We start from the raw sequence: 26,397 nt of genomic DNA, 5'->3' as shown, positions 1-26,397 counted from the left end.
TTTTATATTTTGGGAGAGACTAAAAAATTGAAAAGGAGGATTCCAAAATGCAATTAGCTACACATGAGTTACGTGATTTAAGTGAATTAATTGCTGGTTGTTACAATACAATTAATACAATGAGTACATACATTCAGCAAGCACAAGATTTAGAATTAAAACAGTTATTACAGCAACATTTTCCGCTCCATGTGGAAGACTATAATTTAAAAGTAGAATTTGTCCAAAGTCAGAGTATGCCTAATATTGAGCGTTTTCAGCCCTCTAAGTTAAATCCAGTATTGATTTCTTATTTAAAAGCACCGATTGAAGAATATCCATCTGTTGCACCTAGTATAAATGGAGCACCTCCGAATGATCGGGCAATTGCTACGGGCTATCTTTTAAATCAAAAATCAGCTGCATTAAATTATGCTGGGGCTTTATTGGAGTGTGCAAATCCAAATTTGAGGTCTTTTTTAGAAAAAGCCTTTTTAAATAGTGGTAGACATGCGTATGATATTTGGCAATACATGGTGAAGAAAGGTTACTATCCGTTATCACCAGCACCAGATTCTGAAATAAAAGCTATAGCAAGCATTTATCAGCCTATTAATCAGCAGTTACAATAATGTAATAAGAAGTAGTAAGCTCCAAATTTTAAAATGTTTTTATAGATTTTATTGAATAAAGCTGAACAGTATAAATACCCTTGTTTAGCTTTATTTTTTATATTCTATCTTAAAATGTTTTAACCCGGTTGAACGAAATTTTAATTTGTTTACACTCTTAACTTGATGGGTACTATCCATACCCATCAAGTTAGGATTCTTATTTACCCCCATAATGATAATTTGACCTAATAAAAATGAGGCACAGTATTTTATTTAAACTCTTCCTCATGTGTTATATAGTGAATTAATAGTATTTATACTTACTATTACTAATATTTAATTAAGATAGTTAATACTGCTTATATAGTGTTAATGAACGTTTAATACAGTAAACATTTAGAAATCTAACAATAGCCCTAAGTTGGTTATATATGTCTAATATTAAATTTCATTTGTTAAAAAGCTTATAGATATATCATTTCAAAACCTAATTAACATTTAAACGATTTTAACTGAAATGGGGTGTGTATTAACTAGTATAACCGTTGAAAATATTATAAAGTTCTTTAATTTTTTCTTAATTAGACTTTTAAAGGTATATAAGAAATTAACTTTATGAGTTTAGGGTGATCTTAAATCCCTATTTGCTTATAAGATAAAGAATTGCTGAGGTAATTTAATATATGCCAATGTTAGATGTAGTTTATAAAGAATTAAAAAGAAAATCTTGGTGGAATAATTTTAAGTTTAAACAGGAAACACTACAATTGGTTATTAATTTTTAGGAGGTTGTTAAATTGAATTACAAAAAAAAGCTTTCAATATTTATGACAAGTATTCTTACAGTAGGTTTGTTATTGGGGTGTAATGCGAACCAAAAGGATGAACAGGAGCCAGACCCAACAGAGGAACCTTCTGAGCAAAGAAAAGAAAACAAAAATGATAATCAAGGTCCTGCTGATGAGAAAAACAATAATGAAATAAATCAAAAGGATGAGCAAGAACCTGATCCAACAGAAGAACCTTCTGAAGAACAAAGGGAAAAAAAGGATAAAGAGAAGTAAGTAATTTTTAGTTTTTATTCTGAAAGGCAAAATGTACCTTCAATTATGAGGATATATCTAAAAATTGAAGGTATGTTTCATTTCTTAGTATACATAAATTTTTAGTTTTTGCTACAGAGAAAAGAAATTGAAAGAGCTAGTAGCAGAATATAATGTGTTTGTCGGGGAATATGAATTAAAGAACTAGACATAAATTATTGCTGATATGCCATCTTCGATAATAGGCATAATTAATTAGAACACATTAATACGAAATGTTCATAAAATCATACTTAATATCATTTATATAATGTTAACAAAATCCTTATTTCATAACAAGTGAAAAAGAGCATGTATATAAGCATGTTCTTTGACAAGAAAGGTAGTTTTCTATGAAAGGGGAACCTTCATACAATAACATATGCTTGTCCAGTTAAAAGGTGAAGAAAATTCTTTGACAAAATCTTTATTTAATTAAATGAGCACCATGCATCAGTGCTCTTTAAGATAGGAGGTAACTCTCTGAGCGGAACATCTAGGCTAGAAATATATGATGTGAAAAAGAAAAAAGAACAAAATTTTTTATTATTTTAATACAAAAAAGCAGCTAGCAAAAGCTAACTGCCTCCAACAGGAATGTAACTCTAGATGTAGTTATAGTATGAACGGAATATTGAGTTTTATTCAGAAGGGAACTTATAGCTTTTCGTTTGAACTTAATCTATATCCCACAATCAAATAGAGGGAAATCGATAAAGTCAGAACCTTAAAGTATTTTGGAATCAAATGGAATTAGCCCAACTGTTCACGGTTCCTTAAAATCACGCAATAACTTTATTTGTTCGGATAAAGATTCTGATATGTTTCTACTGTCTGTTTAATTAAATCTTTTAAAACATCGATATCGATATCAGCTAATTTATTAACATAAATACAAGCCTTACTCTTCGTGTGCTTACCAAATTTCACTAATAATTTTTCTCTTTCTTCACTATCATAGGTCAAATAAAGACTAATTTTCGCCTTTCTTGGTGAAAACCCCACTAAAGGTGCATCCCCTTCACGTCCTGATGCATACTTATAGTGATAGCTACCAAAGCCTATAATACTAGGACCCCACATTTTTGCGTCGTAACCAGTTACTTCTTCAAAAATTTCTAATAACTGATAGGCATCTGCCTTCTTCGTCTCATTTTCCACACTTTCAATAAATTCAATTACACTATTTTCAGTTTCTTTCATCTTCGGTTCATACATATATGCACCCTCCCATTCTCTGAATAAATTTATCTTAACATAAAACTTAAACACGGGATTCAAACTAAACGCATCCGTACAATATATAGTTCTTGTCATCGGCTCGATATGTAATATATTTATGTACATGTCGTGGACCATCCCGTCACGATAGTATGAAATCAATATTTTCTCTTTGTTTTGTAGTAATTGCACAAGCCCTATTTGCAGTTGTTCTTACATATCTTCAGTTACAATTGGTTTTGGTGATTTATTCAAAAAATTCAGCATTTCTCTAATGCTTTCGTATTGTTCCGGCATACTGGCCATTCGTTATCAAGACCTAAATCGTAAAACGCCATAAAAAATAAGGGATGATACATATTATACATGACTAATTCATGGTCAACAGCATCCAATATGGTATGACAGTGTTGGAAGTGCTATGAGCACAGTTGGGCATTATTAATAAGAGCCCAATAAAAAAAATTCTCTTGGATGCAAGAGGATTTTTTTATTGGGAATAGTAAGGGTGAGGGGAGGTGCATTACATATGGGAAAAGGTAGAAGTAATAATGCTGGTAAAAAGCAACCGAATTTCGATGATTCATCAAATTTTGCTAAACAAAGCCAACCGACAGAAAAGAAGAAGAAATAAGAAAAGGAGCTCTCTTGATAAAGAGAGCTCCTTTTTAAGGTATATTGACATTTCAGCACAACATATCGATCGCTCAACCAAATATTCATAAGAGCCAAGCGTGAACTACCCGCCACTTAACGTCCTAACGGACTGTTTGAAGTGGGGGCTTCTCGGTTAGTCGTTACTTTTGATAGCTAACGAATTCGTCCTAAGACAGTCGAGCTAACTCCCTTGTTCCAAAGGTTGATTACTATTTATGCTAACGCTAATAGGCGTATTGCTTCATTTTTGATATTGATAGCTGCGTTATAATCTCTATCGAAATTTATACCGCATATACAAGAATAGACTCGTTCAGACAATGTCATATTTTTTACATTTCCACAACTGCTACATGTTTTTGTGGAAGGAAACCATTTGTCTATTTTCACAAGTTGTTTTCCTTGTTCATTTAGTTTATAAGCTAAGAATGAAGTGAACATACCCCAACCATTATCAGCGACACTTTTTCCAAAATGAAGTGCTTGCGACATTCCTTTCATGTTTAGGTCTTCAATAGCTACAACATCAAAATTAGCAGCTAACTTTTTAGACTCATGATGAAGGAAATTCTTACGTTGGTTAGCTACTTTCTCATGTAACTTAGCTACACGAATACGTTGTTTATTCCAACGATCAGAATCTTTATTGCGTCTTGATAATACTCGTTGTGCCTTTGCTAATCGGTCTAACATTTCACGATAGAACTTAGGATAATTGGCTTTCTCATCTTCAGAACTAACGTATAATCCACCCATCGCAAAGTCTAACCCAACAACTGTTTTTACTTCTTTTTGTACAATCTCTTTTTCGTATTCAGTCAAGATGGACACATAATATTTACCAGTAGGTGTCATAGAAATCGTACATGACTTGATTATATAATCTTGTGGTATTTCTCTATGTTGTTTGATACGTACCATTTTCAGTTTTGGCAATTTGATATGACCATTAAGCAACATGATATTTCCGTTTACTACATTCGTTGTATAAGACTTTCTGTCTTTTTTACTTTTGAATGTTGGGAAGTCGTTTTGACCACTAAAGAAATTCTTATAGGCAGTTTGCAAGTTTAGTTGAGCATTTGCCAAAGCTAATGAATCAACTTCTTTTAACCACTCAAATTCTGCTTTATATTTCGCGGGAGTTGGGGGCTTTTGTTTCTTTAGTTGTTCCTTATCATCTTTGTGTTTTTCGTATGCTTCTTTTCGTTCAGCTAACATTTTATTATACACGAAACGTACACAACCGAAGGTTTTACGCATAAGATATGCTTGTTCCTCTGTTGGATACAAACGGAATTTATATGCTTTATTCTGCTTTGTCATATCATTTCACCTCACTTTTCACCTTGATTTTCAATATATTTCTTTACTACGTCTATTGGCGAACCACCAGTAGTTAGCAAGCAAAAACTTCTTGACCAAAACATCTCTTTCCAAAGTTTCTTTTTCACTTGTGGAAAGTCTCTTTTAATAAGTCGAGAACTTGCACTTTTATAAGCATTGATGAATTTTGTCATTTCTGTATTAGGGTGTGCCTTGAACAAAATATGAACATGGTCTACATCATGATTCCATTCTATTAGTGTTATGTTGTAATTCTCGGATAACCTGACAAACATGTCTTTTGCATAGTCTGATATCTCACCATCGAACACATTTCTTCTGTATTTTACGACCAACACAAGATGATAATACAACAAGAACACTGAATGATTATTGCTATCTAATTTCATTCGTATACCAACTTTTATTCTTTATAAAACTGATTTTATCAGAGGCAAAATAAAAAGCAAAGCCTTTTGGCTATGCCAAACCGAAATTCATCTCCCACCTATCGTTGGGCTACGCCCTTCACACGCTTGAGGAAGGAGAATTCTTTCGGAGAATACGTTAAATTCGTGTGGAGAATGGCATCAAATTTAATATTATTGTTCTGCTTTTTCTAATGTTTCTTGACCTCATGTAAAATGACAATACTCCATTAATTTTTTCTTTCTTCCCTTTGTTTTTCTCATAGTTAAATATATAACTGCATAGCTCAATAGAAGCCTACGTTGCGTATTATAAGAATTCTCTCCTTATTTTTTAAGAGTAATTTTACGAAAGATATGATTTTTATGGAAATAATACAGCTGATTCGTATCAATTTGCTATTTTCATACTTTTGTAAAATCCATTTTCACTATATGAACATTAAACATGTTCTAAAATTTATACCTTTTGGAACTGTAAAATATCTAAGGGTATTCTGAAGGGACTTTTATAGATTTCTAGCTAGATTGACTACTGATAAGTGAAGTTATGTAAACATGACATGTATATAATATACAAGGGGAATTTGCAGATAAATATAAGTAAGGGTATACAAAATATGTCTTACCATCCTACCGTGGTATGAATTTCTTTTTAGAAAGATACTACTATTGTTGGATGTTATGATGACTTTACTTGAATAAACTATAGATATCAAACTAACATAGGAGGAGAAAAGAATATGTCTAACAAGTCTAAAGTTCACGGTTTAAAAGAGAATCAGCAGGAAGAAATTGACGCCATTCAACAAACGATCACTGAGATTGAGGTTGCATTTAATCAACATGATGCGGATGAATTAGATCGTCACTTCACTTCAGACGCTACATGGGTAAATGTACTTGGTGAACGGCTATCAGGTTGGAAGCAAATCAATGAAGTGCACAAGATTATCTTGGCAGGACCACTTCGCAACTCATATGCTTCCTATACAGTTGAAAGCATTAACTTTGTGCGTTCGGATGTAGCAATTACACATATTAGGCAATACCCGACAACCTCTGAAGGGACAATAATAGAAAACGGGCAAGGCAGTCTTGCTATTTATGTGATGGTCAAAGAACTCGGAACGTGGCAGGTCGCTGCTGGACAGAATACATTTGTCCATAATTAAATACAAAATATATCTAGAGCGTTATCTTTTTCTTCTTTGTTGATTCCAATGTAATTTTTTGTTCATGGATTTTTGACCTCTTTATTTATAGTGTTTTGAATGTATAATTTTTTTGTTGATTTTGAGGATATCAAGGATTTCGGGAAGAAGTAAATATTTAAAAGGAACTGAATGGAAACTAATAATAAAAAGTTTGCATTGGAACTTATAATTGAAATCCAACATATGAAGCCATGAGCATTTACAACATAGTTTTTCTTATTGATGAAACTGAAAGTAAACTTCTATTCAAAAGTTTACTTTCGTTATTATAGGAGGTTCTAATCATTCTGATATAAATGCGTGGTATATAAAAGATTTGAATTAAACATAAGAATAAGTTATTTCTTATAGGGGAACCATACATTCCCATCAAGATAAACCCAAATTGTATCAATTAAACAGCAGTTGGTTCGTATCTATTAATATTGAACAATCTTCAAATGTTTGTATAAAGTAAGTTAATTATATAATTGAAATGTTTTCTAGGGTTCCGCAACTTGCGTGTTGGTCTGGTCCTAGAAGAAAATCACAGTTATGTTGTGTCACGGAAGGATAAAAGCCTAGGAGAAACTGATTATTACAGTTATTCTCTTAGGCTTTTATTATTTTTTGGTAAGAATAATATTGGAGGTGTTAATGAAATGAATAAAAACTGGATGCAAGTATTCATTGCAGCTTTTTTTGAAATATTTTGGGTTATTGGTTTAAAATACGCAGATAACTTTTGGGCATGGACTGGAACTGTTATTGCTATTATCATTAGCTTCTATTTAATGATAATGGCCGGACGAAAAATCCCTGTAGGAACCGTATATGCAGTTTTTGTAGGGATAGGTACAGCAGGAACTGTTTTTTCAGGAATCCTATTTTTTGGAGAAGAATTTAAGTTGAGTAAAATTCTATTGATTTTATTCTTACTAGCAGGTGTAATTGGTTTGAAATTAGTTACCAAAGATAAAGTTGAGAAGGAGGGCGATTCCTAATGGCATGGTTGTTTTTAATTCTAGCTGGTTTATTTGAAATGCTAGGGATTTCAATGATAAACAAATTGCACAATGATCGTAGCTGGAAATCTTTGCTTTTTCTAATTTTTGGATTTGGAATAAGCTTTCTATTCCTTGCTTATGCAATGAAAACACTTCCTATGGGAACAGCATACGCAGTTTGGACTGGTATTGGCGCTTCAGGTGGGGCGATCTTAGGCATGCTTCTATATGGAGAATCAAAAGACTGGAGACGAATCATTTTTATTGCTATGGTTTTAGGAGCAGCAATCGGTTTAAAGCTTGTTTCATAAAAGATCACGCCGTTTTTTCTTGGATTTCCCCCGTTAACAAATTTATGAGTATAAAATCACAATCTAGGTGTATCAATTTTAATTTTAACTACAGGGGTCTCGTCACATCACCATCAAGTTAAGATAAATAAATATCCCAAAACGAGAAAATTGACATCTCCAGGTGAAAATGTACAATTTTTTTGTTTTAGGGTGTTATAAAATTCTTAAGTTGATGAATGTGTGTCGTGCCCTCTATAAAGAAATTAAGTACATCTTTTTTCTCAATATGGGTATATAATGTAAAGCTTTATAATTATTTACACAGCGGTGTTTTGAATAATATCAAACAAAAAATCGATAGGGGGTTCTTAATGCCTAAGGAACTTCAAATACCTGTTGTAATAGGTTGTTATCCAACTTGAATATAGAAAAGAGGAGTCCTATATGAAAATTGAGTTGTTAGAGAAAAAACATATACAAGAGGCAACGGATTTGATTGCAACAGCCTTTGTACAGAATGAACCATTAGTAAGTTATATACAAGTTCCCTTATTTTCCTATAAGAAAATATGTGAAGAAATGGTGGACCGAGCTATTCAGCAAAAGATGTCATGGGTAGCTATGAAGGACGATGAAATGGTGGCAGTCATTTTATGCCGAAAAGTGGAGAGACCGTTAATCGATAAACAAACAGCAATTCAAATATGTCCACCAGTCGCACCCGTTTTACAACTATTATCAGATTTAGAAGAAAAATCCGCAGAATTTTTACAATTACCCAAGGAAAATTTGATTTATTTTGATATGGGAGCCTGTCATCCAAAATGGATGGGAAAAGGAATCATGAGCGCCATCAATATGCTCATTTCTCATGCTTTAACATTAATGGCGGAGAATCAATCAAATATTATCACAGCATGTACCAATAAAATCTCTAATAAACTATGGACAAGACAATATCAAGCGATTCAACTGAATGAGATTGTATATGATTCATTTGGTTATCAAGATAATTATCCGTTTGCTGGCATTACTTCTTCCACAGCAGCCCAATTATTATATATGCCGACTGCTCACATTATTGAGGGACTGGCAAAACAAAAAAGACGTTCTCATACTCGTGTATAAACATTTATAGCCAACGCATTTATAACAAAGATTCTAAAAAGAATAGCTAACAAAATCATTTGAAGAAGGGTGTTTTTGCCCATTCATCAAGAGGGCAGACTGCTCTTGCGTTAAATACATGGTCAGAATGTTAGTACTTGGGTATCGTCGCATCGCCAGCACCTTAAGAAATTGATTGTTCCCCAAAACGAAAGAAATGAGCCGAATTCTCATGAATAACTGTAAAAAGTTGAAATTTTCGTTATGGGGTGTCTCAAAATCTTAGGTTGATAGGCATGATATGGTGCCCCCAAATGGAAAATAGCAGGATTTTCGTTAGCATGCAATAATTCATGTTCATTCAACGAAAAAATCTGGTAAAATCTAAGCACCTGTTCTATTTTTTCAGTTATCTTGGAAACCTTACTTCTTAATTACCCAAATGGGAGGCGCTTTATCGCGTCTTTTTTTATTTTCAAAGGATTGGCTCAATTTCTTCTTAGAGCCGTATTTTAATTTAAATGTGATACGATAGTTGTATATAGACAACAATGAGAGGCAGCAAGTATTAAAAGAAAAGTAGATACAAATAGGGGGCGTATTTCATGTATAACTTACAAAAAGATATGTATGAACAATCGAAAGAGAAAAAAGGGGAAGTTACTGTGTTTTTAAAGAATGGCGTTCCAGTACGTGGGCAGATCCTTACGATGGATAAATTCACTATTCTTATGATGGTTCATGGTAAGCAACAACTAGTCTACAAGCAAGCAATTTCCACAATTATTAAATAATTCTTTTTCTTTTTTTTCGAGAGAAGAGGAAAAAACACAAAAAAAAAGAAGATTGAGATCAATCTTCTTTAAAAAAGGAACATTCTTCACTATTTACCTATCCCTACGTTTTTTATAATTTATTATGATATGTATATTGATTTAAAATGTTTTGTTCGAAATACTTAATCGGGATTTATTAATTATTTAAGACAGTCATTTATTCTTCTTTTCTAAATTCTCATAATTTTCAAATATAAAAGCGCATATTTTAAGATTCGCTATATAATAAAATCAACCCGTGGTTATAGTGTTTGCTCCGATTCAAATTATGAGATAGTTTGTTTTTACTTTTCTTATTGTAGTTAGAGTAGAACCTTTTAAATACAAGAGAAACAATAATGAAGTATTTATCTCTCGTTTACTAACTAAAATTTTGCGATACAATTAATGTAGTAGAAGCTATGAAGAAATATGATATTAAGCGTTCTTCATTTTATAAATTTACTAAACAGTATGAAGAAGCAAAAAAAGGGAACCCTAACGAATAATTAATGAAGATTCAGGGGATACCAAATGGAATATAAAACAAAGGTAATGATTGGGGATTACGCTCAATTTTTATATCGTAAAAATCCTAATTTACAATTAATCGGATATATAGTGAGTGTTCTACAGAATACAATTTTTGTAGATATTACAGAGCTAATGGGAATTGAAGTAGATGATGTTAGGCAAGTAGTAAAACATGGTTGTTATAATAAAGTGGTTCATAAGCGAATCAAAAATAATGTTTCATAAAAATTGCGCCTAGATATATCTAGGCGCAATTTTTATGGTGACTAGTTCAATTTATTATTTTACATCGAGAGAGGCAATCTATTTCAAGTATCTATATTGCTTTATATAAATGAATTTTCCAAACAGATGTGTCTGATGTAAATATGTTCTCCAGTGACAAATGGTTTTCTGCTGCATTTTCAATGGGGACAGCAGAAAATATGTATTGACCACCCATTTTTTTAAAATGCTCTATATTTAGTTCTACCTTTTCTAAGCATTTTTTCGAGTTTTTCGTAAACATGTAGTTTTTTCCAAGTTCATCGGTGAAAATATAACAGCGGCCACCCCATTCGTCAAAATATGTACGAATCGTTTTATTTTTCGCTAGTTCCTTCTCAATTATTTTTCGAAATCCATATTTATAGGATAAAGGATAAAAATTGTTATATGTATCAAGTGTATAGAATCCATTGTATTGAGCGATTGCAGGATGTAAGCCAATACTAGCGATACGATACTGTTCCAAAGGTAAACCTATATACTCTTTTATCTCCTGAAATTGTTTTTCTGCAAAAAATTCCTTTACTGAAGGTTTATTTTTAAAAATAATTTCCTCATTATAAAAGCTTAACAAAATAATTTGAGCTATCACAAAACCTGTTGCAACGTGTCTCCATAATTTCCCTTGCAACCATAAAATTTTTAATCCAAGAGCGAATAAGACATAAATAACTAACGGGCGTAAAAAATGATAACGTGCAAAATTAAATGTATCCAAAATATGAAAACGTTTTGTTAATGAAAGCCAACCTTTATAAAACCAAAAAGCATACCAAATTGATAAAGCTATGTTAAACCAGAACAAAAAAACAAAGGCTTTTTCTTGCTTCCATCGTTTCTTAGTAATGATAAAATAAAACGCAATAAGTATGGCAGGTAAAATAACAAATGTATGGACTGTCATGACATGGGTATGTCCTAAAAGAAAATTTTTCACTGTAAGGCGGAGAGACTGCCATACTGATAATCTTGCATGAAAATATTCATCTCTACTGTTAGGTGTAGTATAGAAAAAGAAGGAAGATACTAAGCGATATTCTACAATCATGTAAATGAGCGTCATATAAATAATTGAAAAAAGAAAACGGAAGTTCCGTTCCTTTTTTATTACTAGGTCCACTAACCAAAGCATCCCAATGCCGCTTAAAAAAAAGAAAAACCCTAAAACAATACTCGAATATAGAGGAATAAGAGTAAGTACGAAATAGTTCTTCCACGATCTTTCTCCTTTTCGAATGTTTAAAAATGCCCAAAGTGCAAGAGGCATTCCGAGAGTACTAAGCATTCCTGGCGGCCAAAAAGGAGTAAGAGCAAAAGCTAATGAAACTCCTACTGAAATGACCATCCAGTCCTCTCTAGGTAAAAAATGATGTTTTAAAAGAACATACATCCCTATAAAAGCAACCACTCTTGTAATCGTTTGACTTAATGCATAGGCAACCATACTTGGAAAAAAAGCATATAACCAAACAATACCACTATATTCCGTGCTAAATGCATTTCTTAATAATTGATTGTTTATCACTTGTGGAATTGTAGCATCAATCGGACCTGTTATCTCTCCACTTCTTGCCAAAACCTTATACCAGGACAAATTGGAATCAAGGTTATCATGAACGCGAATATGCGCATTTTCTCCAAGAATAAATAAAGGAGACAAATAAAGAATGAGTATAATTGCTACAAAAATAAGTAACTTTTTTTCTTGGTTATTCTGGATTGAAAACATTTACGGCACCTCAAAAAAATTTTGAAAAGTTTACTTATAAAATTTCCAAAAAGAAAGAAATTATCCCCTTATTAACCAAGTTACTATCAAATTTTTGTAAATAAGAAAATCCTTATATAAATTTAAGTGTAGAATAGGAGGGAGAAAATATCGGATGATTATTTCTTTGACAAATGTGTAAGATTCAAAGGTTATCAATTTAAAATCGCACTGTTTAATACTCAAAAAGTTAATCGTAAAAAATATTCTCTTATAGTAAAAAATGCTTTAATGGAATTAGGAGTGCAAAAATAATTAAATATTTAACAATGTTAAGAGCGTGTTCTGATTAATCTTTTTTCAAAACACGCTTTTTTTCTCTTTAATCAAATTTATAGAGTTAATTTAAAGTTACACGAAAGGTATATTTGAGAGGTAAAGCCTTAAATGAACAATAATCATCTTCACTATGAAAGCGGAAATTCCTTGGAGTTCCTGTTGTTATTATTAATTGTAATTATATTAATGACTTATATTATAGCTACAGTCCTATTAAGTCGTCATCACAAACGATGACCGTTGTATCGAACTGGTTTCTGGGTTTTAGGAATAATTTGTGCAGCTATAGCATTTGTTGGTCCCTTAGCCAATCGCGCTCATATTGATTTCATCGCTCATATGCTAGGCCATTTACTTCTTGGGGTGCTTGCCCCAATTCTTATAGCACTAGCTGTCAATGAGTCTTGTCTTACGAGCATTCAATGTGAAAAAAGCTCGACGTCTTTCTAGTGTGCTAAAGAGTTGGCCCATACGAACTTTTAGTAATCCAATTGTTGCAACCTTTCTTAATTTAGATGGGCTATAGATTCTCTATACGACGAACTTATTCTCGACGATGCATCAAAATATACTTCTTCATTTGTTCATATATCTCCATGTTTTCATTGCAGGCTATCTATTTACCATATCAATCATTTATATTGCTCCAGCATCATATAGATATAGTTATAGATATCGAGCGATTGTTTTAATAATTGAATAGACCGGTCATAGGATGTTATCAAAATATATTTATGCTTAACCCACTTACTGGTGTAGTCACTGCACAGGCTGAAATAGGAGGCATGCTAATGTACTATGGTGGAGATTTAATTGATATTATCCTCATATATATTTATTGTTTACAATGGTTTAGGACCAGCAGGCCGATAATCAAAGTACATAAATCAGTAATTTTTTAAACATTACCAGCTTCTTTGAGTGGAAATAATAACTTGGAATCTGATTTAAATATAAAAGTACAGAACGGGTGCTTTTTCTTTTTTGTATAAAAATTACACATTAAAAACATTTTAGGTATAATAATACGCATTAGGATCTATATAATGAATGGAGAGTACAGAACGATTACTGTAACCTCGGATTCTAATTCCATAAGTATGTCCCCTTATTTACCGTATAAACTCCTCCTTTTTATGTTCTATATCAAGTTATAAATCCCTGTATATTTCAGCCATTTGAGGTTAACATAACGTATCATTATCAGTAGTGGAAAATAGCTCACTCCTTATCTTTTTTCAAGTAAGAAGCTAATTTTGTCGTTTTGGGGGTAACTTGAAACCTTAGGTTGATAGCGATGTGGCGGTACCCTATTTGGAAATAGTGATTTTTAGTTAAATTGTAATAACTTTAATTTTGTGCAACAAAGCAATTAGTAAATGGAACTAACTGCTTTGTTACATATAACAAGCCCACGTTTACAGCAATGATTTGTAACCTTGAGTTACAAACTAAGTATAAATCACATTAGAAATAGTATGCGAAATGAAAGTGGATTTAATGAGTATTTTATATTTTGCACCTCTATAGACAAAATGTATTTATCATCAAATCATTTTTTATTTTTTGTATAGACAGGGTGTACCTAATGGTAGTATTAAATATTTAATGAAATTGCATTAGCGATATGATAATGCTTGTTTCCCTAATGCTTCCCACGATTGAATGAAGATATTTTGGCTCACTTTCTGACCTTTTTTCACAGTTAATGGGTCATTGATATAAATGTGTTTGTCCTCTAAACCTACAATAACAACAGCGTGTAAATCCAAAGGAGCTGTAATTTTTTTGTCATCATGTTTCCAAGACTCCCATCTATCTGGAAGGCGATAATCTCCTGTAGTCCATACTACCACAGGTTTACCGAGCTTAATTTGAGCTAACACAGTATTAAAAGTTTTTCCTGTTAAGTTTACTGTGCGATTTGGTAGATAACGTTCCATTAATTCTTGTAACGGTTGAACGTGGACAGCGTATCCCTTATTTTTCCCAGTTATATCTCCGACAAAACCTTCTTTAGGATCTCCCCATTGAATGATGTCTCCACTTTTATTTGTAGACAGTGGAGTAGGATCTTTTTTTATCTCGTTAGCTAAATCCATTTTATTAACTTTAATACCTGCATGCTGTAATACCATCGCTAAGCTTGTAACTTCGCATCCATATTTTAATTCTGGCTTTTGCGATATAAGCGGCACATCTAAAATGTTTTTTTTAGTGGATGAAGTGTGGGATGGTTGTAAGGGTTTCCTTTTGGGAAATGAATGTGTTGTATTTTGAGTCGATTTGTTATCTTGGTGTTTAACTTGTAATTCATTCTTTTTAAGAGAGGGTGTTTGTTCTGAACATCCCGCTAAAATTAAAGATAAGGCATACAAAGTTAGAAATCTTTTCATATCATTCACCTTTTTAATATTACTTAATACTATAATATTCTACTATTCGATATTTTTAGAGGTGTAGAACGTTTAATAACCTTCATTTTGAGCAACTAAGTAAACTAACTATGTGTAGTAAAAAGGCAGCCCACGCGTACCGAGTAATAATTTGTAACTTGAAGTTACAGTTATAGTATAAGCGAGTTGAGGAGAGCTATGCAGGAATAAAAAGTATTAAAAGCTTTATTCCAAAAGTGACTAGCGAAACAGGTATATATCTGTCTTAAATGTTTAGAACGTTTCGTTGATCAAAATGAACTTTTTTAAACATTTTATGTTTTGTGAAGAGGGAAATGAATATTGAATCCTTTAACAAAAGAGAAAGGGAGTATATTTCTTTCTTTTTATACAAATTATTAAGGGTGAAATACTTATGAAATCAGTAGATTTTACTAAGAGATTATAAATTGTTGAGGTGATTCAATACATGCCAAAGTTAGATGTAGAGGGGTGTAACCTTTACTACATAGTAAAAGGAGAAGGAACGCCTATCATTTTTATCCATCCACCTACACTTACCTATGAAAATTTTGAATATCAACTAGAAGAATTATCTAGAAATTTTAAAGTAATCGCTTTTGATATTAGAGGACATGGAAACAGTCAGAGTTCAAGACAGCCAATTACTTACTCACTAATTGCTAAAGATATGAAGAGTTTACTGGATTATTTGGAAATAAAAAAATCTTTTGTATGTGGGTATTCAACAGGAAGCTCAGTTGCCTTGGAATTTTTATTAACATATCCCGAAAATAGTTTAGGTGGGATTCTTATAGGTGGAATGTCAGAAGTGCGTCAAGGCTATTTAAAAAATAAGATTTCTCTTGGTGTCCAATTGGCGAAAGCAAGAGCAATTTCATTTTTAGCATTTGCTATTTCTTGGGGGAATTCCAATACAAATAAATTATTCAAAAAAATGTTTCGAGGAGCTCGGAAAGGTAATGCCAAAAATATCGAACAATATTATCGCTGCAGTTTGCAATATAATTGTACCAATCAACTTAAAGATATTCATCTACCTATGTTGTTGGTTTATGGAGAAAATGACAAAACTTTTTATAGTCATGCAAACTTACTACATGAAGAATTGCCATGTAATGAATTAAGATTTATTACTGGTGCAAAACATCAAATACCAACAAAAGCGGCTACAGAGTTAAATCAGATGATTGAGCAGTTTGTTTGTACTCATTCTAAGGTGCCTAAAGAAGTTCTTAAATCATAAAGTATTATCTCAAATCCTAAAGGGGATTTGAAATTTATATTTTCAAAAAGGATAACGGTATAAGTTTTGTTTCTAACTTAAAAAAATTATGATTAGCAGAAGATCAATTAGAAATGAAATTGTGGAAATAGGGGATTTCGAAAAGTGAAGATTTAAAAAAGTACCCCATGAACCTAATGGACAATGAAGGTATGAGTTAAAGGAAGATACATAACAATTAACAAGTGGGGATGTTGATAAATTAATTCGGATCACCATATCCAAAAAAGAAAATTTTATGTATTAAAACAGATTAGCCGATTTCCTGTAAAACAAGAAACCGGCTATCTGCTTTTTTATAGGGTTGTTGTCTTTTAATAGTAACAGTTACTAGTTTGGATTACTTTGTTTCTTTTGTGTGATAGGCTTAATTTCATCAGCAAACTCTATATTTGCCAAGTTTACTTTGGATGGAATAAATGTTCTTGTTTTATTTTGAAAACCTTGGAACGTATGTTTTATAGGTCTCATCATACTTGAATTACGTGTTGCTAATAATCCCAAAAATGTTCCTAATCCTAGTAAAGAAGCCCAAATCCATCCTTTATTATTCTTCTTTTTATTTCCGAATAACTCAAACATTTGTTGAGTTATTTTTTTAGAATTGAATAATGAAATCAAGAAGTTAAGAATATTCATTTTTGTCCCTCCATGTAAATAAATGGTAAAAAGAAACGCTAGGTTCAATTTCACATAATTTATGATGCGATATTTTATAGAAATTTATGATGCCAACTTATACTAATAATTCTTGATTTTTAAACCGGAACCTCCTAATATTACCTAAGTGTTTTTTACTGAAATGCGCAAAATAGTTTTATAAAAAATTCAAAAAGGAAATGAAAAGTTATGTATTATTAGATTGGAACTTTATAACTGCTTTTTTAATAATCGGTTATGTAATATCGAAAGGGTGAGTAACGCAAGAATCGAACCTACTAAGGCAAGTGACATATCCCATTGTGCATCCCATATATCGCCTTGCATACCTAAAAAGTCTTTTGCTGTTTTTCCTCCCTTTGCTATTTTAAAAGCTAACCATTCGATGATTTCGTATAATGCAGCAATAGCAAGCGAAATACTTATACTAATCGTAACTAACCAAGGACCTTCGGTTAGTTGAGTTTTCCGTAATAATATTTCTCTTATCACAATTGTCACCAAGCCTTTTATCAAATGTCCAAATCGATCGTAGTGATTTCGATTTAAATCAAAAACATCTTTTATCCAATTAAAAAGAGGGACCTTTGAGTATGTGTAATGACCGCCGATGAACATTATAATGGCTAGTATTGCAATAATGATATAAGAGAGAGTGGTAAAGCGAAACCTATTGTATATTGCAATTATAATGATTAGACCGAGAACGGCAGGAATAGCTTCCGCTGCCCATGACGAGTATCTTGTAGGCTTAATAACGGACCATATAAAAACTGTGGTAACAATTAATAATAAAAATAGATGAATCATTTTACTTTTGTCTCTTATCACTTTTTTTCCTCCTATTGAAAGGCTTTCTGCTTAAAGTATTTGAAAAAACACAGTTTCGTATACAAAGTACTTGGCACTGTTTTCCTTAGTTTACACTTAAGAACAGCTCTTTTAATGGGGAAAGTGTTTTTGTCTAGTAGATATTCACAGCCTTCGTAAACTGCTCTAAAAGGTGTAGCTCTATATCAATGTCAAGTTAAGAAGGCCAAGAAAATATAGAGAAGTTTGCTTTCTATAAATTTTTGTGACTAAACTAAAAATGTACATAACCAGTAGGAGGAGCATTATCACGTTAAACATGTTCAATTTGGAACTATATATTATTTATCTATTTAAGCGGAGTAGAATAATAAGAAAGGGCATGCACACTACATATTTCTCTTTCGTGAGGGAATGATGTTTATATAACAATTCAAAGATAAAGGAGAGCATCTGCATGAATTATAAGATGTTTAGGGCTATCAATCGTCTAGCTGGTCGTAACTCAACATTGGATACATTTATGATATTTATTTCACAAAAGACTCGATTCCTGTACATTTTCTTATTAGCCTTAATGTGGTTTAGAAACAATTCCTACAAAAAAATTATTTTATTTGCAGGGGTATCAGTAGGATTTTCATTATGTATAAACCGTTTTATCCAGTTCTTTTATTTTAAACCTCGTCCGTTTGTTATACACCGTGTGCGTTTACTTATTCCATCAAAGAATAATTCTTCATTTCCTAGTAAACATACCGCTGTAGCATTTGCCTTAGCAACCTCCGTCTTACTTCGTGAACGTTTATTTGGATCAATCATGTGGTTTTTAGCAATTTTGACAGGGCTCTCACGTATCTGGCTAGGGCATCATTATCCATTTGATATCATAGGAAGTGCCTTTATAGGAATCTTAACCAGTATAGTTATTGACAATACTTCATATTTATTTAATTCTTTTGTTACCTGGATTATAAATGTATATAGAAAAATATTTTTTGTAGATTTGAAACATTCCTGAAGATATCTTTGATCAATCGCAGTACATAATCTTTCACATTTTTTTACTAAAGTAACTTTTTCTTGAGATATGTTTTGGAATAAACTATAGAAATGTAGCCAATCCCTTAATTATTAAAACTAGCTCCCTGTTTACTTATTATTGAGTAATAAGAATACTTAAGTAGTTTGAAGTAAATATTATAACTGTTACAAATCAAAAGGAGGTCATTATAATGAACAAACAAAGAGCACAAGAGATTGCCGCTTCACCAGTCATGGCTAATGTAACGTATAATGGAGTTCCAATTTATATTCAAAATGTGGCTGAAAATAATGAAACAGCTAGAATATATCCTCTTAATGAACCTAATAATGAACAAGAAATTCCTTTATCTAACCTAATAGAACATTAATGGTTTATATGTTACCTCAATAAATAATTACTCAAACATACAAGCACCACTTACAATGGTGTTTGTATGTTTGAGTAATCTTATTTTCTATTTTCTTCTAGCTAATTAGGTTAATAAGGATAAAAAACATTTTTGATTGGTGGTTACAATCCATTTTTAATAAAGCAAAAAAATACCAAAAATATGGTAGCATTTACTAAATGAATGACTTATTTAAATTAGTGATAACAATGTACCTCCAACGGCACCAGTAAAAATGTAAAAACATGCATTGCTGATTTAAAGGATAGAGTTTCTGTATTAGAACGTGAAGAACCTAAATATAAAGGGTTTTAAGTAGACAGGAGGAAATTACTATGCCTCACCTACCCGAGTGGACACTTGTCATTCTCCGCTCTATATTCATATTAATTGTTTTATTTACTATCACAAAATGTTTAGGAAAAAGGCAAATCTCTCAACTTTCCTTTTTCGAGTACGTAGCTGGAATGACAATTGGTGGTATCGCCGCTCAAGTATCTACAGGGCTAGACCAAAAAATTTTCCATGGCGTCTTTGCCATACTTATTTTCGCTTCGGTACCTTTTTTCGTAGGAATTCTTTCCTTAAAAAACAAAGCCGCGAGAGATTTCTTTGAAGGTAAGTCTATAGTTTTAATAAAGGATGGCAAAATACTTGAGGATAATTTAAAGAAAGAAAAGTATACCAGTGATGAATTACTTGAACTTCTCAGAGGAAACGGAGCTTTTAGTATATCCGAAGTAGAATTTGCCGTCTTAGAACCAAGCGGAGAACTAAATGTATTATTAAAGAAAGAATCTCAACCACTAACAGCAAAAGATATTGGCTTGAAAGTGCCAAATAAAAAGGAACCACAAACTGTTATTATGGATGGAAATGTACTAGATGAACCTCTTTCAAATAGTGGGCATAACCGAGCTTGGTTACATTCTGAACTAGAAAAACTCGGTGTTGTCATTGAAAATGTCTTTCTCGGTCAAGTTGATTCATACGGACAACTTACTATCGACATTTATAATGATAAACTCCAAATGCCTTCTCCTCAAAACAAACCTTTATTATTAGCATCTTTAAAAAAATGCCATGCTGATCTTGAACTATTTTCTTTAGAAACGAAATCAAAAACGGCAAGTGAAATGTATAGTAAAAATGCACAACAAATTGAAGCTATTTTAAATAAGGTAACCTACCTTCTAAAGGAATAAAAAAGGACGTTCTTACAAGCTTCCTTTTTGGACTGATGATTTTTGAGTGATAGTCTTACATAAATCAATGATATGTTATAATTTTTCGGATATACAAAAAACATTGAAATTGGCACACACATTAAGGTAACACGGAACAATACTTGGATATTAAATTAGCGCCTCTGTTAGTTAAAAAAGGCTATTTACTGGAAATTAAGTTTAAACGCCAATTATTACATCGCATGAAGCTACTAGGAGGGTATTCGAATTCGGAGATTAATTTAAATCCAAGCTTCCGACAAATTGTATTTGAAGCTGGATTGTCAACTGAAGGGAAAGCGTAAATGTACCTATACTTATTCTCAGCGGATGCTGCATCATCACTGGGGTGTTAATATGAAAAAGTAAATTAAGGTCCTTATCTTCCCAAGGTTTAATTTGAATAATATGATTGCTACGTTCTGAAATTTTATTCATCCCCTTACATTTTTTATTTGTTTATTCTTTCTTTACTGTAAGCAACACTCCTTTATTTGTTCAACTAACCTGCACCGTTAGACAATAAGTAAAACTGAAAAATAGTAAAGGGTTTTTATTCTCAAAATTTATCATAGATCATACTAAGTAATTTCAATAATTAATCTTTTAAGGGTTAATTTGTTCTCTTAAGTTGATGGATGTGGGGTCCCGCCCCATCACCATCAACCTAAGAAAAGCAAATACCCCAAAACGAAAATTTTATATTTCTACAGTTATTTATAAGAATTCAGCTCATTTTTTTGTTTTGGGGAAGAATGTATTTCTTAACTTGATGGCGATGGACGAGATCCCCTCTAGCTGGGTTTCTTATTTTTTGTCAGATATTTTAATGTATGTTCTAAACATCTGACAAAATACCATTGACAGTTTATTAATCTATAAAGCATTATTAATAATGAAAATCATTATTGAACTTATCGGGGGACTTACTATGCGTACATATTTAAAGACGACACTTACTTTATTGTCGGCTCTTTTCTTAGTGTTCATAGCTGCTTGTGGTAGCAATGAAGTGTCAAAAGAAAAAACAGAGTCAAAATCAAACAAAGTGCAAGGTTATACCGTTAAACATGCTATGGGTGAAACAAAGATCACAAAAACTCCTACACGCGTTGTTGTTTTAACTAACGAAGGAACAGAAGCAATTTTATCAATGGGAGTAAAGCCTGTTGGTGCTGTGAAATCTTGGCTAGGGGATCCATGGTACGATCATATTAAAAGCGATATGAAAGATGTTAAAGTTGTAGGGGTTGAACATGAAGTCAACTTAGAGAAAATTGCATCGTTAAAACCTGATTTAATTATTGGTAATAAGGTACGCCAAGAAAAGGTGTACGATAAATTAAGCGCAATTGCTCCAACAGTATTTTCAGATACACTAGGAGGCGATTGGAAGGAAAACTTTAAATTATATGCAAAAGCTTTAAATCGTGAAGAAGAAGGCAACAAAGTATTAAGTAAATTTGATGCACACCTAGAAGATGTAAAACAAAAATTAGGTGATAAAGTAAATCAAGAAGTTTCTGTTGTCCGTTTTATGGCTGGAACTTCTCGTATTTATTACACAGATTCTTTTTCTGGAGTTATTTTTGATCAATTAGGTTTTAAACGTGTGAAACAGCAAAAAGAGCTTTTTACTGCTAACAGTAAATTTGGCAACCTTGCTATAGATGTAGGAAAAGAAATGATTCCTAAAATGGATGGAGATGTTCTTTTTTACTTTACATATGCTCCAGAAAATGATCAAAAAGCTTTAGATAAAGCAAAAGAAATGACAAGCGATCCTCTTTGGAAAAATCTAAATGCTGTTAAAAAGGGAAATGCACATGAAGTTAGTGATGCAGTTTGGAATACTGCTGGTGGTGTAATTGCAGCTAACAAAATGTTAGATGAACTTGAGAAAATTTTGCTTAGCAAATAAGGTTTCAAATTCTTAATCTTTTTATATTAAGGCCGGGGAGTATAAAAATACTTTCCGGCTTTTACTATTTTTTAATGGAGTAGCACCATACTCCCATCAACCTAAGAGGGGTACTGCCCCATAGCCATCAACCTAGGATTTTGAGACACCCCCAAAACGAAAATTTTATCTCTTCATAGTTGTCTATGGGAATCCAGTTTATTTGTTGTCTTAGGAAATAATGAATTTCTTAACTTGATGGTGGTGTGGCGGTACCCCTATATGGAATAATAAAATTTAAAATAATTTAATTGTTTCAACAAAGCAGAGATTAGATGAGTTTGTTTAATTTATGTGGCCACAAGTACTAGCTATGCATATAATGTATTTTATTCAAGGGTGGACTGAATGAGATTTGCTAGGATTACGGGAGTAAGAGAAAATGCAACGGGAGAATATATATCATTTCTCTTGGTGATGAAATGAGTTTAAAGTAGCCCAACAGCTGCTTTTTTATTTTGTCACCATTTAAAAAGGACAAGAATATATTAGGAGTATATAAAAAACATAGGAGTGATAAATATGTTCTTCGCAAAGTTACGTGGCAGATATGAAGTTCCACCAGTAGAAACAGATGCTCGAGGACAAGCTTTCTTTAAATTAAATCGGGACGAGCTTAGTTTAAAATTCAAATTAAGTTTATTCGATATAGAGAATGTAGTAGTTGCTCATCTGCATCTAGGAGCAAAAGGAACGAACGGTCCTGTTGTAGCTTTTTTATTTGGACCTATAACAAATCCAGTTTCAATTGAATGTGCAACTTTTACGGGAATGATTACTCAAGAGGATTTGGTTGGGCCGTTAGCTGGGCAAACATTAGATGCTCTGGTAAATGAAATCATATCTGGAAACATATATATTAATGTTCATACAGTACTACATCCTAATGGTGAAATTCGAGGTCAACTATATCATTGTTAATTAATTAGAATAGTTAAAATATAGTAAGGTATAAAGCATCCATTGAGGGTGCTTTTATTTGGGAGAGGATGACTGCCAGTATATAGATACCCAATATGATTTTAATAATTTATAAAATTCATTTTCATTGTTTTGAAAGTAATTGAATTTAATTAGAAAAACAATATAAAATTAACAGATATAGTGAATGAGGTACTTTTTTATTTTATAAAAAAGTACCTACAAATCTGCAGATTCTCTTGACAATGATTTATATAGGTAAGATCCGAAAATATAATACAATGATTCGGAAATGAGTTCGAATTAATAAAAAGTACTTGATGAAGTTCGGGCCCTATCAGAAGTAACGATGTTTTCTCGGCTTCTGTGGCCTTCTTTCGAAATATATTTACTACAAAAATTGGAGGGTTATCTAAGATTACTCATTCTCTTGCTGCTTACTTTGAGCGTATTCGCATCCTTGATTCTACAACTTTTCAATTTCCAAATCAATTCGCAGCTACTTATCCTGTTGTCAGAGAATGTAGTCATGTATCGGGTGTGAAAATTGAATTAGGAAAACGAAATGACAATTACAATGTTTGTAAGGAAGACGTGAAGTTTTGAATGGAGTTGCGACATTTTGGCTCTTTTCGATTAAAGAATTTTAAGTGAGTTTTAATTAAACCTTATATACAGTCGGAACTTAAATATATTAGAGATGAACCTGTTTTAATCAACCATTTATGGACTTTTTGTATTTGCCAGAGAATAAGAATCTATGCGTTATTTTCAATTGAACTTCATTCCTAACTAACAGCAGATTATGTTTAGTACTTATTTCTTTTGGGAAAACTAAGAACATACATTTGTGGAAAGGATATGATTTAATGACTACCGAAATCGATAATGTAAATAATCCATACTCTTCTGTCTACTTTACTCGTAATCTATGGTCAGGCATCTTGTTTGGGCTAGGGCTAGCGGCATTTATAGATGAAACCATTTTTCATCAACTATTGCATTGGCATCATTTCTATGACAAATCTACAACAGAAATTGGATTAATTTCAGATGGTCTTTTTCATGCTTTTAGTTGGTTTGCAACGATTGGTTCATTGTTCATGGTTGCTGATCTTCGCCGTAGAAATGCATTTTGGTTGAAAAGATGGTGGGGTGGAATAATGCTTGGAAGTGGTGGATTTCAATTATATGATGGTACAATTCAACACAAACTAATGAAAATACATCAGATTCGATACGTAGAAAATATTCTCATCTACGACGTGATATGGAACATAGTTGCGACTGTAATGATCTTAATTGGCATTTTACTAGTTTTTCAAACAAGAAAAGAATTAAAACTATTGAGAGGTAAAATTTTAAATGAACAATAATTATCTTGAAAACGGAAATTTCTTGGAGTTCCTGTTGTTATTATTGATTGTAATTATATTAATGGTCTATATCATAGCTACAGTCCTATCAAATCGTCATCACAAACGATGGCCGTTACATCGAACTGTCTTCTGGATTTTAGGAACTGTTTGTGTGGCTACAGCAGTTGTTGGTCCCTTAGCCAATCGCGCTCATATTGATTTCATCGCTCACATGCTAGGCCATTTACTTCTTGGGATGCTCGCTCCAATTTTTATGGTACTAGCCGCCCCGACAACTCTTTTCCTGCGAACGCTCAATGTGAAAACAGCTCGACATCTTTCTAGTGTGCTAAAGAGTTGGCCCATACGAACTTTTAGTAATCCAATTGTCGCAACCTTTCTTAATTTAGGTGGGCTATGGATTCTCTATACGACGAACTTATACTCAACGATGCATCAAAATATACTTCTTCATTTGTTTATACATCTCCATGTTTTCATTGCAGGCTATCTATTTACCATATCAATCATTTATATTGACCCAGCACCACATAGATATAGTTATAGATATCGAGCAATTGTTTTAATAATTGCATTGGCCGGTCATGGGATGTTATCAAAATACATTTATGCTTACCCACCTACTGGTGTAGTCACTGCACAGGCTGAAATAGGAGGCATGCTAATGTATTATGGTGGAGATTTAATTGATATTATTCTCATATTTATTTTTTGTTTACAATGGTTTAGGGCCAGCAGGCCGATAACCAAAGTACATAAATCAGTAATTTATTAAACATTACCAGCTAATTTGAGTGGGAATTATAACTTAGAATTTGATTTATATGTAAAAGTACAGAACGGTTGCAAATACAATTGTCGATATTTTTTACGAGAGAGTACTCCCCAATGAGTGCTCTCTTTCGTTTGCACCTTCTGATAAGGACAAGCATATATTGAGATATGAGGTAAACCTTTATAGTTTCATATTTCAATACTCACAGAAAATCCTTGCTATATGAAGAGCACCTACCCCTAGTAGATGCTCTCTTCTTATTAAACAAAATGGACATTTGAATAGGAGGTCAATGATGGGTGTAACATTAGAAGGATTAGAAAAGTGTTTTAATGAAGCCGTAAATCAAGGAGCAGAGTATGTAGCTGTTCAGATTGAAAAGGTTGGATTTCCTAGTGATGAATTAATTATTAACGACAAACATAACATTGGTTCTAAACTAGCGTATTATAAGAAAACATATGGTGAAGATTTAGAACATAGATACACTCCAGGAATTCGTATTGTAGGTTTTGCGTATGGTTATTCGTTCTCAGGAATTCTACGTCAATTAGGATTGTTGGTAAATTAGTGATTAAACCCAATAGTAATTATTGTAGGCGCTGCCGTCATCTGGATGGCGTCTTGTTTGTTGTTAAGGAAAGATAAAGGTATTTATTAAAAAGAGGACAAAAGCCCTCTTTTTAATAAATACCTAAGGCTTACGCACAAATTGGAATCCCTAATGCTATTAAAGTCAATGCTACTTGAAGAGAAAGCTCTAATCTAGCAATTTCGATTCCAGCAACTGAGACCACTAAAAAAGGTTGTCCATTAACGAACAAAACACAACTGTCCATGCTTACGCCTCCTTTCTAGCAATCTAATATAGTATATAAGTAAAACTATAAAATGTAATAGTTAAATTAATTAATTTAACAGAATTGATAGATTTATCCTGTTTTACAAAACAAAC

General features: G+C 32.4%; 25 protein-coding genes, 5 pseudogenes and 1 riboswitch. Of the genes and pseudogenes, 20 read left to right on the top strand and 10 right to left on the bottom strand.

Annotated elements, in window-relative coordinates; translation table 11 throughout:
- Window positions 1-47 precede the first annotated feature (47 nt).
- Window positions 48-611: a spore coat protein gene (locus tag MHH42_RS28300; RefSeq protein ID WP_097927158.1), complete on the top strand. Its 564-nt coding sequence runs from the start codon at window positions 48-50 to the stop codon at window positions 609-611.
- Between the two features lie 779 nt (window positions 612-1,390).
- A complete protein-coding gene (locus MHH42_RS28295) occupies window positions 1,391-1,657 on the top strand; it encodes a hypothetical protein (protein WP_097927157.1) in 267 nt (88 codons plus the stop codon).
- A gap of 813 nt (window positions 1,658-2,470) precedes the next feature.
- Here MHH42_RS28295 and MHH42_RS28290 read toward each other — a convergent pair.
- The 4 genes and pseudogenes from MHH42_RS28290 to tnpA form a co-directional block, all read right to left on the bottom strand.
- The gene (locus MHH42_RS28290; protein ID WP_097927161.1) at window positions 2,471-2,893 is read right to left on the bottom strand and encodes a DUF1801 domain-containing protein; all 423 of its coding nucleotides are present in this window, start codon (window positions 2,891-2,893) and stop codon (window positions 2,471-2,473) included.
- Between the two features lie 24 nt (window positions 2,894-2,917).
- Window positions 2,918-3,202 (bottom strand): annotated as a pseudogene (locus MHH42_RS28285) (YolD-like family protein); the annotation flags it as partial.
- 564 nt (window positions 3,203-3,766) lie between these two features.
- Window positions 3,767-4,879 (bottom strand): RNA-guided endonuclease TnpB family protein, encoded by a 1,113-nt coding sequence (locus tag MHH42_RS28280; protein WP_340894949.1) that lies wholly within the window; start codon window positions 4,877-4,879, stop codon window positions 3,767-3,769.
- An 11-nt stretch (window positions 4,880-4,890) separates the two neighbouring features.
- Window positions 4,891-5,289 carry an IS200/IS605 family transposase gene (gene tnpA, locus MHH42_RS28275; protein WP_098180455.1) on the bottom strand — a complete coding sequence of 133 codons (399 nt, stop codon included), beginning with the start codon at window positions 5,287-5,289 and terminating at the stop codon, window positions 4,891-4,893.
- Window positions 5,290-6,050: 761 nt separating this feature from the next.
- On the opposite strand from tnpA, the gene MHH42_RS28270 reads away from it, so the two are divergent.
- The 7 genes and pseudogenes from MHH42_RS28270 to MHH42_RS28240 all read left to right on the top strand — a co-directional run bounded on the left by MHH42_RS28270 (window position 6,051) and on the right by MHH42_RS28240 (window position 10,484).
- Window positions 6,051-6,482: an SgcJ/EcaC family oxidoreductase gene (locus MHH42_RS28270; RefSeq protein WP_002204171.1), complete on the top strand. Its 432-nt coding sequence runs from the start codon at window positions 6,051-6,053 to the stop codon at window positions 6,480-6,482.
- Between the two features lie 513 nt (window positions 6,483-6,995).
- A riboswitch (guanidine-I (ykkC/yxkD leader) is annotated at window positions 6,996-7,093 on the top strand.
- A gap of 72 nt (window positions 7,094-7,165) precedes the next feature.
- Window positions 7,166-7,507 (top strand): DMT family transporter, encoded by a 342-nt coding sequence (locus MHH42_RS28265; RefSeq protein WP_070174388.1) that lies wholly within the window; start codon window positions 7,166-7,168, stop codon window positions 7,505-7,507.
- Window positions 7,507-7,821, top strand: a complete 315-nt coding sequence (locus MHH42_RS28260) for a DMT family transporter (protein WP_070174385.1) — start codon at window positions 7,507-7,509, stop codon at window positions 7,819-7,821. Before MHH42_RS28265 ends, MHH42_RS28260 begins: the two co-directional genes overlap by 1 nt.
- Before the next feature lie 426 nt (window positions 7,822-8,247).
- Window positions 8,248-8,931, top strand: a complete 684-nt coding sequence (locus MHH42_RS28255; RefSeq protein ID WP_070174384.1) for a hypothetical protein — start codon at window positions 8,248-8,250, stop codon at window positions 8,929-8,931.
- A gap of 584 nt (window positions 8,932-9,515) precedes the next feature.
- Window positions 9,516-9,704 carry an RNA chaperone Hfq gene (gene hfq / locus MHH42_RS28250; RefSeq protein WP_098180452.1) on the top strand — a complete coding sequence of 63 codons (189 nt, stop codon included), beginning with the start codon at window positions 9,516-9,518 and terminating at the stop codon, window positions 9,702-9,704.
- A gap of 422 nt (window positions 9,705-10,126) precedes the next feature.
- Window positions 10,127-10,234: pseudogene (locus MHH42_RS28245) on the top strand (recombinase family protein); the annotation flags it as partial.
- Window positions 10,235-10,259: 25 nt separating this feature from the next.
- Window positions 10,260-10,484, top strand: coding sequence for a DUF2187 domain-containing protein (locus tag MHH42_RS28240; protein WP_070174382.1), 225 nt, complete (start codon window positions 10,260-10,262; stop codon window positions 10,482-10,484).
- 91 nt (window positions 10,485-10,575) lie between these two features.
- Here MHH42_RS28240 and MHH42_RS28235 read toward each other — a convergent pair whose 3' ends face one another.
- Window positions 10,576-12,255, bottom strand: a complete 1,680-nt coding sequence (locus tag MHH42_RS28235; RefSeq protein ID WP_098180451.1) for a DUF6044 family protein — start codon at window positions 12,253-12,255, stop codon at window positions 10,576-10,578.
- Window positions 12,256-12,813: 558 nt separating this feature from the next.
- Here MHH42_RS28235 and MHH42_RS28230 point away from each other — a divergent pair.
- Window positions 12,814-13,475, top strand: a pseudogene (locus MHH42_RS28230) (cytochrome c oxidase assembly protein).
- A gap of 717 nt (window positions 13,476-14,192) precedes the next feature.
- Here the strand turns inward: MHH42_RS28230 and MHH42_RS28225 are convergent.
- A complete protein-coding gene (locus MHH42_RS28225; RefSeq protein WP_098180450.1) occupies window positions 14,193-14,969 on the bottom strand; it encodes a C39 family peptidase in 777 nt (258 codons plus the stop codon).
- A 469-nt stretch (window positions 14,970-15,438) separates the two neighbouring features.
- On the opposite strand from MHH42_RS28225, the gene MHH42_RS28220 reads away from it, so the two are divergent.
- Window positions 15,439-16,236 (top strand): alpha/beta fold hydrolase, encoded by a 798-nt coding sequence (locus MHH42_RS28220; RefSeq protein ID WP_097926880.1) that lies wholly within the window; start codon window positions 15,439-15,441, stop codon window positions 16,234-16,236.
- A 369-nt stretch (window positions 16,237-16,605) separates the two neighbouring features.
- Here the strand turns inward: MHH42_RS28220 and MHH42_RS28215 are convergent, their stop codons facing one another.
- Together MHH42_RS28215 and MHH42_RS28210 are read right to left on the bottom strand one after the other, a co-directional pair.
- Entirely contained in the window at window positions 16,606-16,914 is a 309-nt protein-coding gene (locus MHH42_RS28215; protein WP_097838381.1) for a hypothetical protein, read from the bottom strand.
- A gap of 231 nt (window positions 16,915-17,145) precedes the next feature.
- The gene (locus tag MHH42_RS28210; protein WP_340894944.1) at window positions 17,146-17,766 is read right to left on the bottom strand and encodes a DUF2238 domain-containing protein; all 621 of its coding nucleotides are present in this window, start codon (window positions 17,764-17,766) and stop codon (window positions 17,146-17,148) included.
- Window positions 17,767-18,202: 436 nt separating this feature from the next.
- On the opposite strand from MHH42_RS28210, the gene MHH42_RS28205 reads away from it, so the two are divergent.
- The 3 genes from MHH42_RS28205 (at window position 18,203) to MHH42_RS28195 (ending at window position 20,386) form a co-directional block, all read left to right on the top strand.
- Window positions 18,203-18,766, top strand: a complete 564-nt coding sequence (locus tag MHH42_RS28205) for an undecaprenyl-diphosphatase (RefSeq protein WP_098180449.1) — start codon at window positions 18,203-18,205, stop codon at window positions 18,764-18,766.
- A 214-nt stretch (window positions 18,767-18,980) separates the two neighbouring features.
- On the top strand, window positions 18,981-19,160 hold the full coding sequence (locus MHH42_RS28200) for a small acid-soluble spore protein H (protein ID WP_001041681.1): 180 nt from the start codon (window positions 18,981-18,983) through the stop codon (window positions 19,158-19,160).
- Between the two features lie 356 nt (window positions 19,161-19,516).
- On the top strand, window positions 19,517-20,386 hold the full coding sequence (locus MHH42_RS28195; protein WP_097838379.1) for a DUF421 domain-containing protein: 870 nt from the start codon (window positions 19,517-19,519) through the stop codon (window positions 20,384-20,386).
- A 181-nt stretch (window positions 20,387-20,567) separates the two neighbouring features.
- Here the strand turns inward: MHH42_RS28195 and MHH42_RS32485 are convergent.
- Window positions 20,568-20,714, bottom strand: a pseudogene (locus MHH42_RS32485) (GNAT family N-acetyltransferase); the annotation flags it as partial.
- A 624-nt stretch (window positions 20,715-21,338) separates the two neighbouring features.
- Here MHH42_RS32485 and MHH42_RS28185 point away from each other — a divergent pair.
- From MHH42_RS28185 to MHH42_RS28160, 6 genes and pseudogenes are all read left to right on the top strand, one after another.
- Complete coding sequence (locus tag MHH42_RS28185; RefSeq protein ID WP_340894937.1) at window positions 21,339-22,328, top strand: ABC transporter substrate-binding protein; 990 nt, start codon at window positions 21,339-21,341, stop codon at window positions 22,326-22,328.
- Window positions 22,329-22,889: 561 nt separating this feature from the next.
- Window positions 22,890-23,288, top strand: coding sequence for a CHRD domain-containing protein (locus tag MHH42_RS28180; protein WP_070174249.1), 399 nt, complete (start codon window positions 22,890-22,892; stop codon window positions 23,286-23,288).
- Window positions 23,289-23,645: 357 nt separating this feature from the next.
- Window positions 23,646-23,891, top strand: a pseudogene (locus tag MHH42_RS28175) (IS4 family transposase); the annotation flags it as partial.
- 266 nt (window positions 23,892-24,157) lie between these two features.
- The gene (locus tag MHH42_RS28170) at window positions 24,158-24,664 is read left to right on the top strand and encodes a DUF2243 domain-containing protein (protein ID WP_070174250.1); all 507 of its coding nucleotides are present in this window, start codon (window positions 24,158-24,160) and stop codon (window positions 24,662-24,664) included.
- The gene (locus tag MHH42_RS28165; protein ID WP_070174251.1) at window positions 24,654-25,442 is read left to right on the top strand and encodes a cytochrome c oxidase assembly protein; all 789 of its coding nucleotides are present in this window, start codon (window positions 24,654-24,656) and stop codon (window positions 25,440-25,442) included. The genes MHH42_RS28170 and MHH42_RS28165 overlap by 11 nt, the downstream gene beginning before the upstream one ends.
- Before the next feature lie 295 nt (window positions 25,443-25,737).
- The gene (locus MHH42_RS28160) at window positions 25,738-26,013 is read left to right on the top strand and encodes a hypothetical protein (protein WP_070174252.1); all 276 of its coding nucleotides are present in this window, start codon (window positions 25,738-25,740) and stop codon (window positions 26,011-26,013) included.
- Between the two features lie 130 nt (window positions 26,014-26,143).
- Here MHH42_RS28160 and MHH42_RS28155 read toward each other — a convergent pair whose 3' ends face one another.
- Window positions 26,144-26,281, bottom strand: a complete 138-nt coding sequence (locus tag MHH42_RS28155; RefSeq protein ID WP_000376551.1) for a DUF3956 domain-containing protein — start codon at window positions 26,279-26,281, stop codon at window positions 26,144-26,146.
- Window positions 26,282-26,397: the final 116 nt, after the last annotated feature.

Source organism: Bacillus sp. FSL L8-0099 (assembly GCF_038006385.1).
Lineage (GTDB): Bacteria > Bacillota > Bacilli > Bacillales > Bacillaceae_G > Bacillus_A > Bacillus_A toyonensis.
Note: the sequence above shows the minus strand (reverse complement) of the source record. Positions and strands in the feature narration are given on the sequence as shown.

What these genes read in the sequence shown, in the direction of transcription:
- MHH42_RS28300 (WP_097927158.1), top strand. Translation starts at nt 48, where the DNA reads ATGCAATTAGCTACACATGAGTTACGTGATTTAAGTGAATTAATTGCT.
- MHH42_RS28290 (WP_097927161.1), bottom strand. Translation starts at nt 2,893, where the DNA reads ATGTATGAACCGAAGATGAAAGAAACTGAAAATAGTGTAATTGAATTT.
- MHH42_RS28280 (WP_340894949.1), bottom strand. Translation starts at nt 4,879, where the DNA reads ATGACAAAGCAGAATAAAGCATATAAATTCCGTTTGTATCCAACAGAG.
- tnpA (WP_098180455.1), bottom strand. Translation starts at nt 5,289, where the DNA reads ATGAAATTAGATAGCAATAATCATTCAGTGTTCTTGTTGTATTATCAT.
- MHH42_RS28270 (WP_002204171.1), top strand. Translation starts at nt 6,051, where the DNA reads ATGTCTAACAAGTCTAAAGTTCACGGTTTAAAAGAGAATCAGCAGGAA.
- MHH42_RS28265 (WP_070174388.1), top strand. Translation starts at nt 7,166, where the DNA reads ATGAATAAAAACTGGATGCAAGTATTCATTGCAGCTTTTTTTGAAATA.
- MHH42_RS28260 (WP_070174385.1), top strand. Translation starts at nt 7,507, where the DNA reads ATGGCATGGTTGTTTTTAATTCTAGCTGGTTTATTTGAAATGCTAGGG.
- MHH42_RS28255 (WP_070174384.1), top strand. Translation starts at nt 8,248, where the DNA reads ATGAAAATTGAGTTGTTAGAGAAAAAACATATACAAGAGGCAACGGAT.
- hfq (WP_098180452.1), top strand. Translation starts at nt 9,516, where the DNA reads ATGTATAACTTACAAAAAGATATGTATGAACAATCGAAAGAGAAAAAA.
- MHH42_RS28240 (WP_070174382.1), top strand. Translation starts at nt 10,260, where the DNA reads ATGGAATATAAAACAAAGGTAATGATTGGGGATTACGCTCAATTTTTA.
- MHH42_RS28235 (WP_098180451.1), bottom strand. Translation starts at nt 12,255, where the DNA reads ATGTTTTCAATCCAGAATAACCAAGAAAAAAAGTTACTTATTTTTGTA.
- MHH42_RS28225 (WP_098180450.1), bottom strand. Translation starts at nt 14,969, where the DNA reads ATGAAAAGATTTCTAACTTTGTATGCCTTATCTTTAATTTTAGCGGGA.
- MHH42_RS28220 (WP_097926880.1), top strand. Translation starts at nt 15,439, where the DNA reads ATGCCAAAGTTAGATGTAGAGGGGTGTAACCTTTACTACATAGTAAAA.
- MHH42_RS28215 (WP_097838381.1), bottom strand. Translation starts at nt 16,914, where the DNA reads ATGAATATTCTTAACTTCTTGATTTCATTATTCAATTCTAAAAAAATA.
- MHH42_RS28205 (WP_098180449.1), top strand. Translation starts at nt 18,203, where the DNA reads ATGAATTATAAGATGTTTAGGGCTATCAATCGTCTAGCTGGTCGTAAC.
- MHH42_RS28200 (WP_001041681.1), top strand. Translation starts at nt 18,981, where the DNA reads ATGAACAAACAAAGAGCACAAGAGATTGCCGCTTCACCAGTCATGGCT.
- MHH42_RS28195 (WP_097838379.1), top strand. Translation starts at nt 19,517, where the DNA reads ATGCCTCACCTACCCGAGTGGACACTTGTCATTCTCCGCTCTATATTC.
- MHH42_RS28185 (WP_340894937.1), top strand. Translation starts at nt 21,339, where the DNA reads ATGCGTACATATTTAAAGACGACACTTACTTTATTGTCGGCTCTTTTC.
- MHH42_RS28180 (WP_070174249.1), top strand. Translation starts at nt 22,890, where the DNA reads ATGTTCTTCGCAAAGTTACGTGGCAGATATGAAGTTCCACCAGTAGAA.
- MHH42_RS28170 (WP_070174250.1), top strand. Translation starts at nt 24,158, where the DNA reads ATGACTACCGAAATCGATAATGTAAATAATCCATACTCTTCTGTCTAC.
- MHH42_RS28165 (WP_070174251.1), top strand. Translation starts at nt 24,654, where the DNA reads ATGAACAATAATTATCTTGAAAACGGAAATTTCTTGGAGTTCCTGTTG.
- MHH42_RS28160 (WP_070174252.1), top strand. Translation starts at nt 25,738, where the DNA reads ATGGGTGTAACATTAGAAGGATTAGAAAAGTGTTTTAATGAAGCCGTA.
- MHH42_RS28155 (WP_000376551.1), bottom strand. Translation starts at nt 26,281, where the DNA reads ATGGACAGTTGTGTTTTGTTCGTTAATGGACAACCTTTTTTAGTGGTC.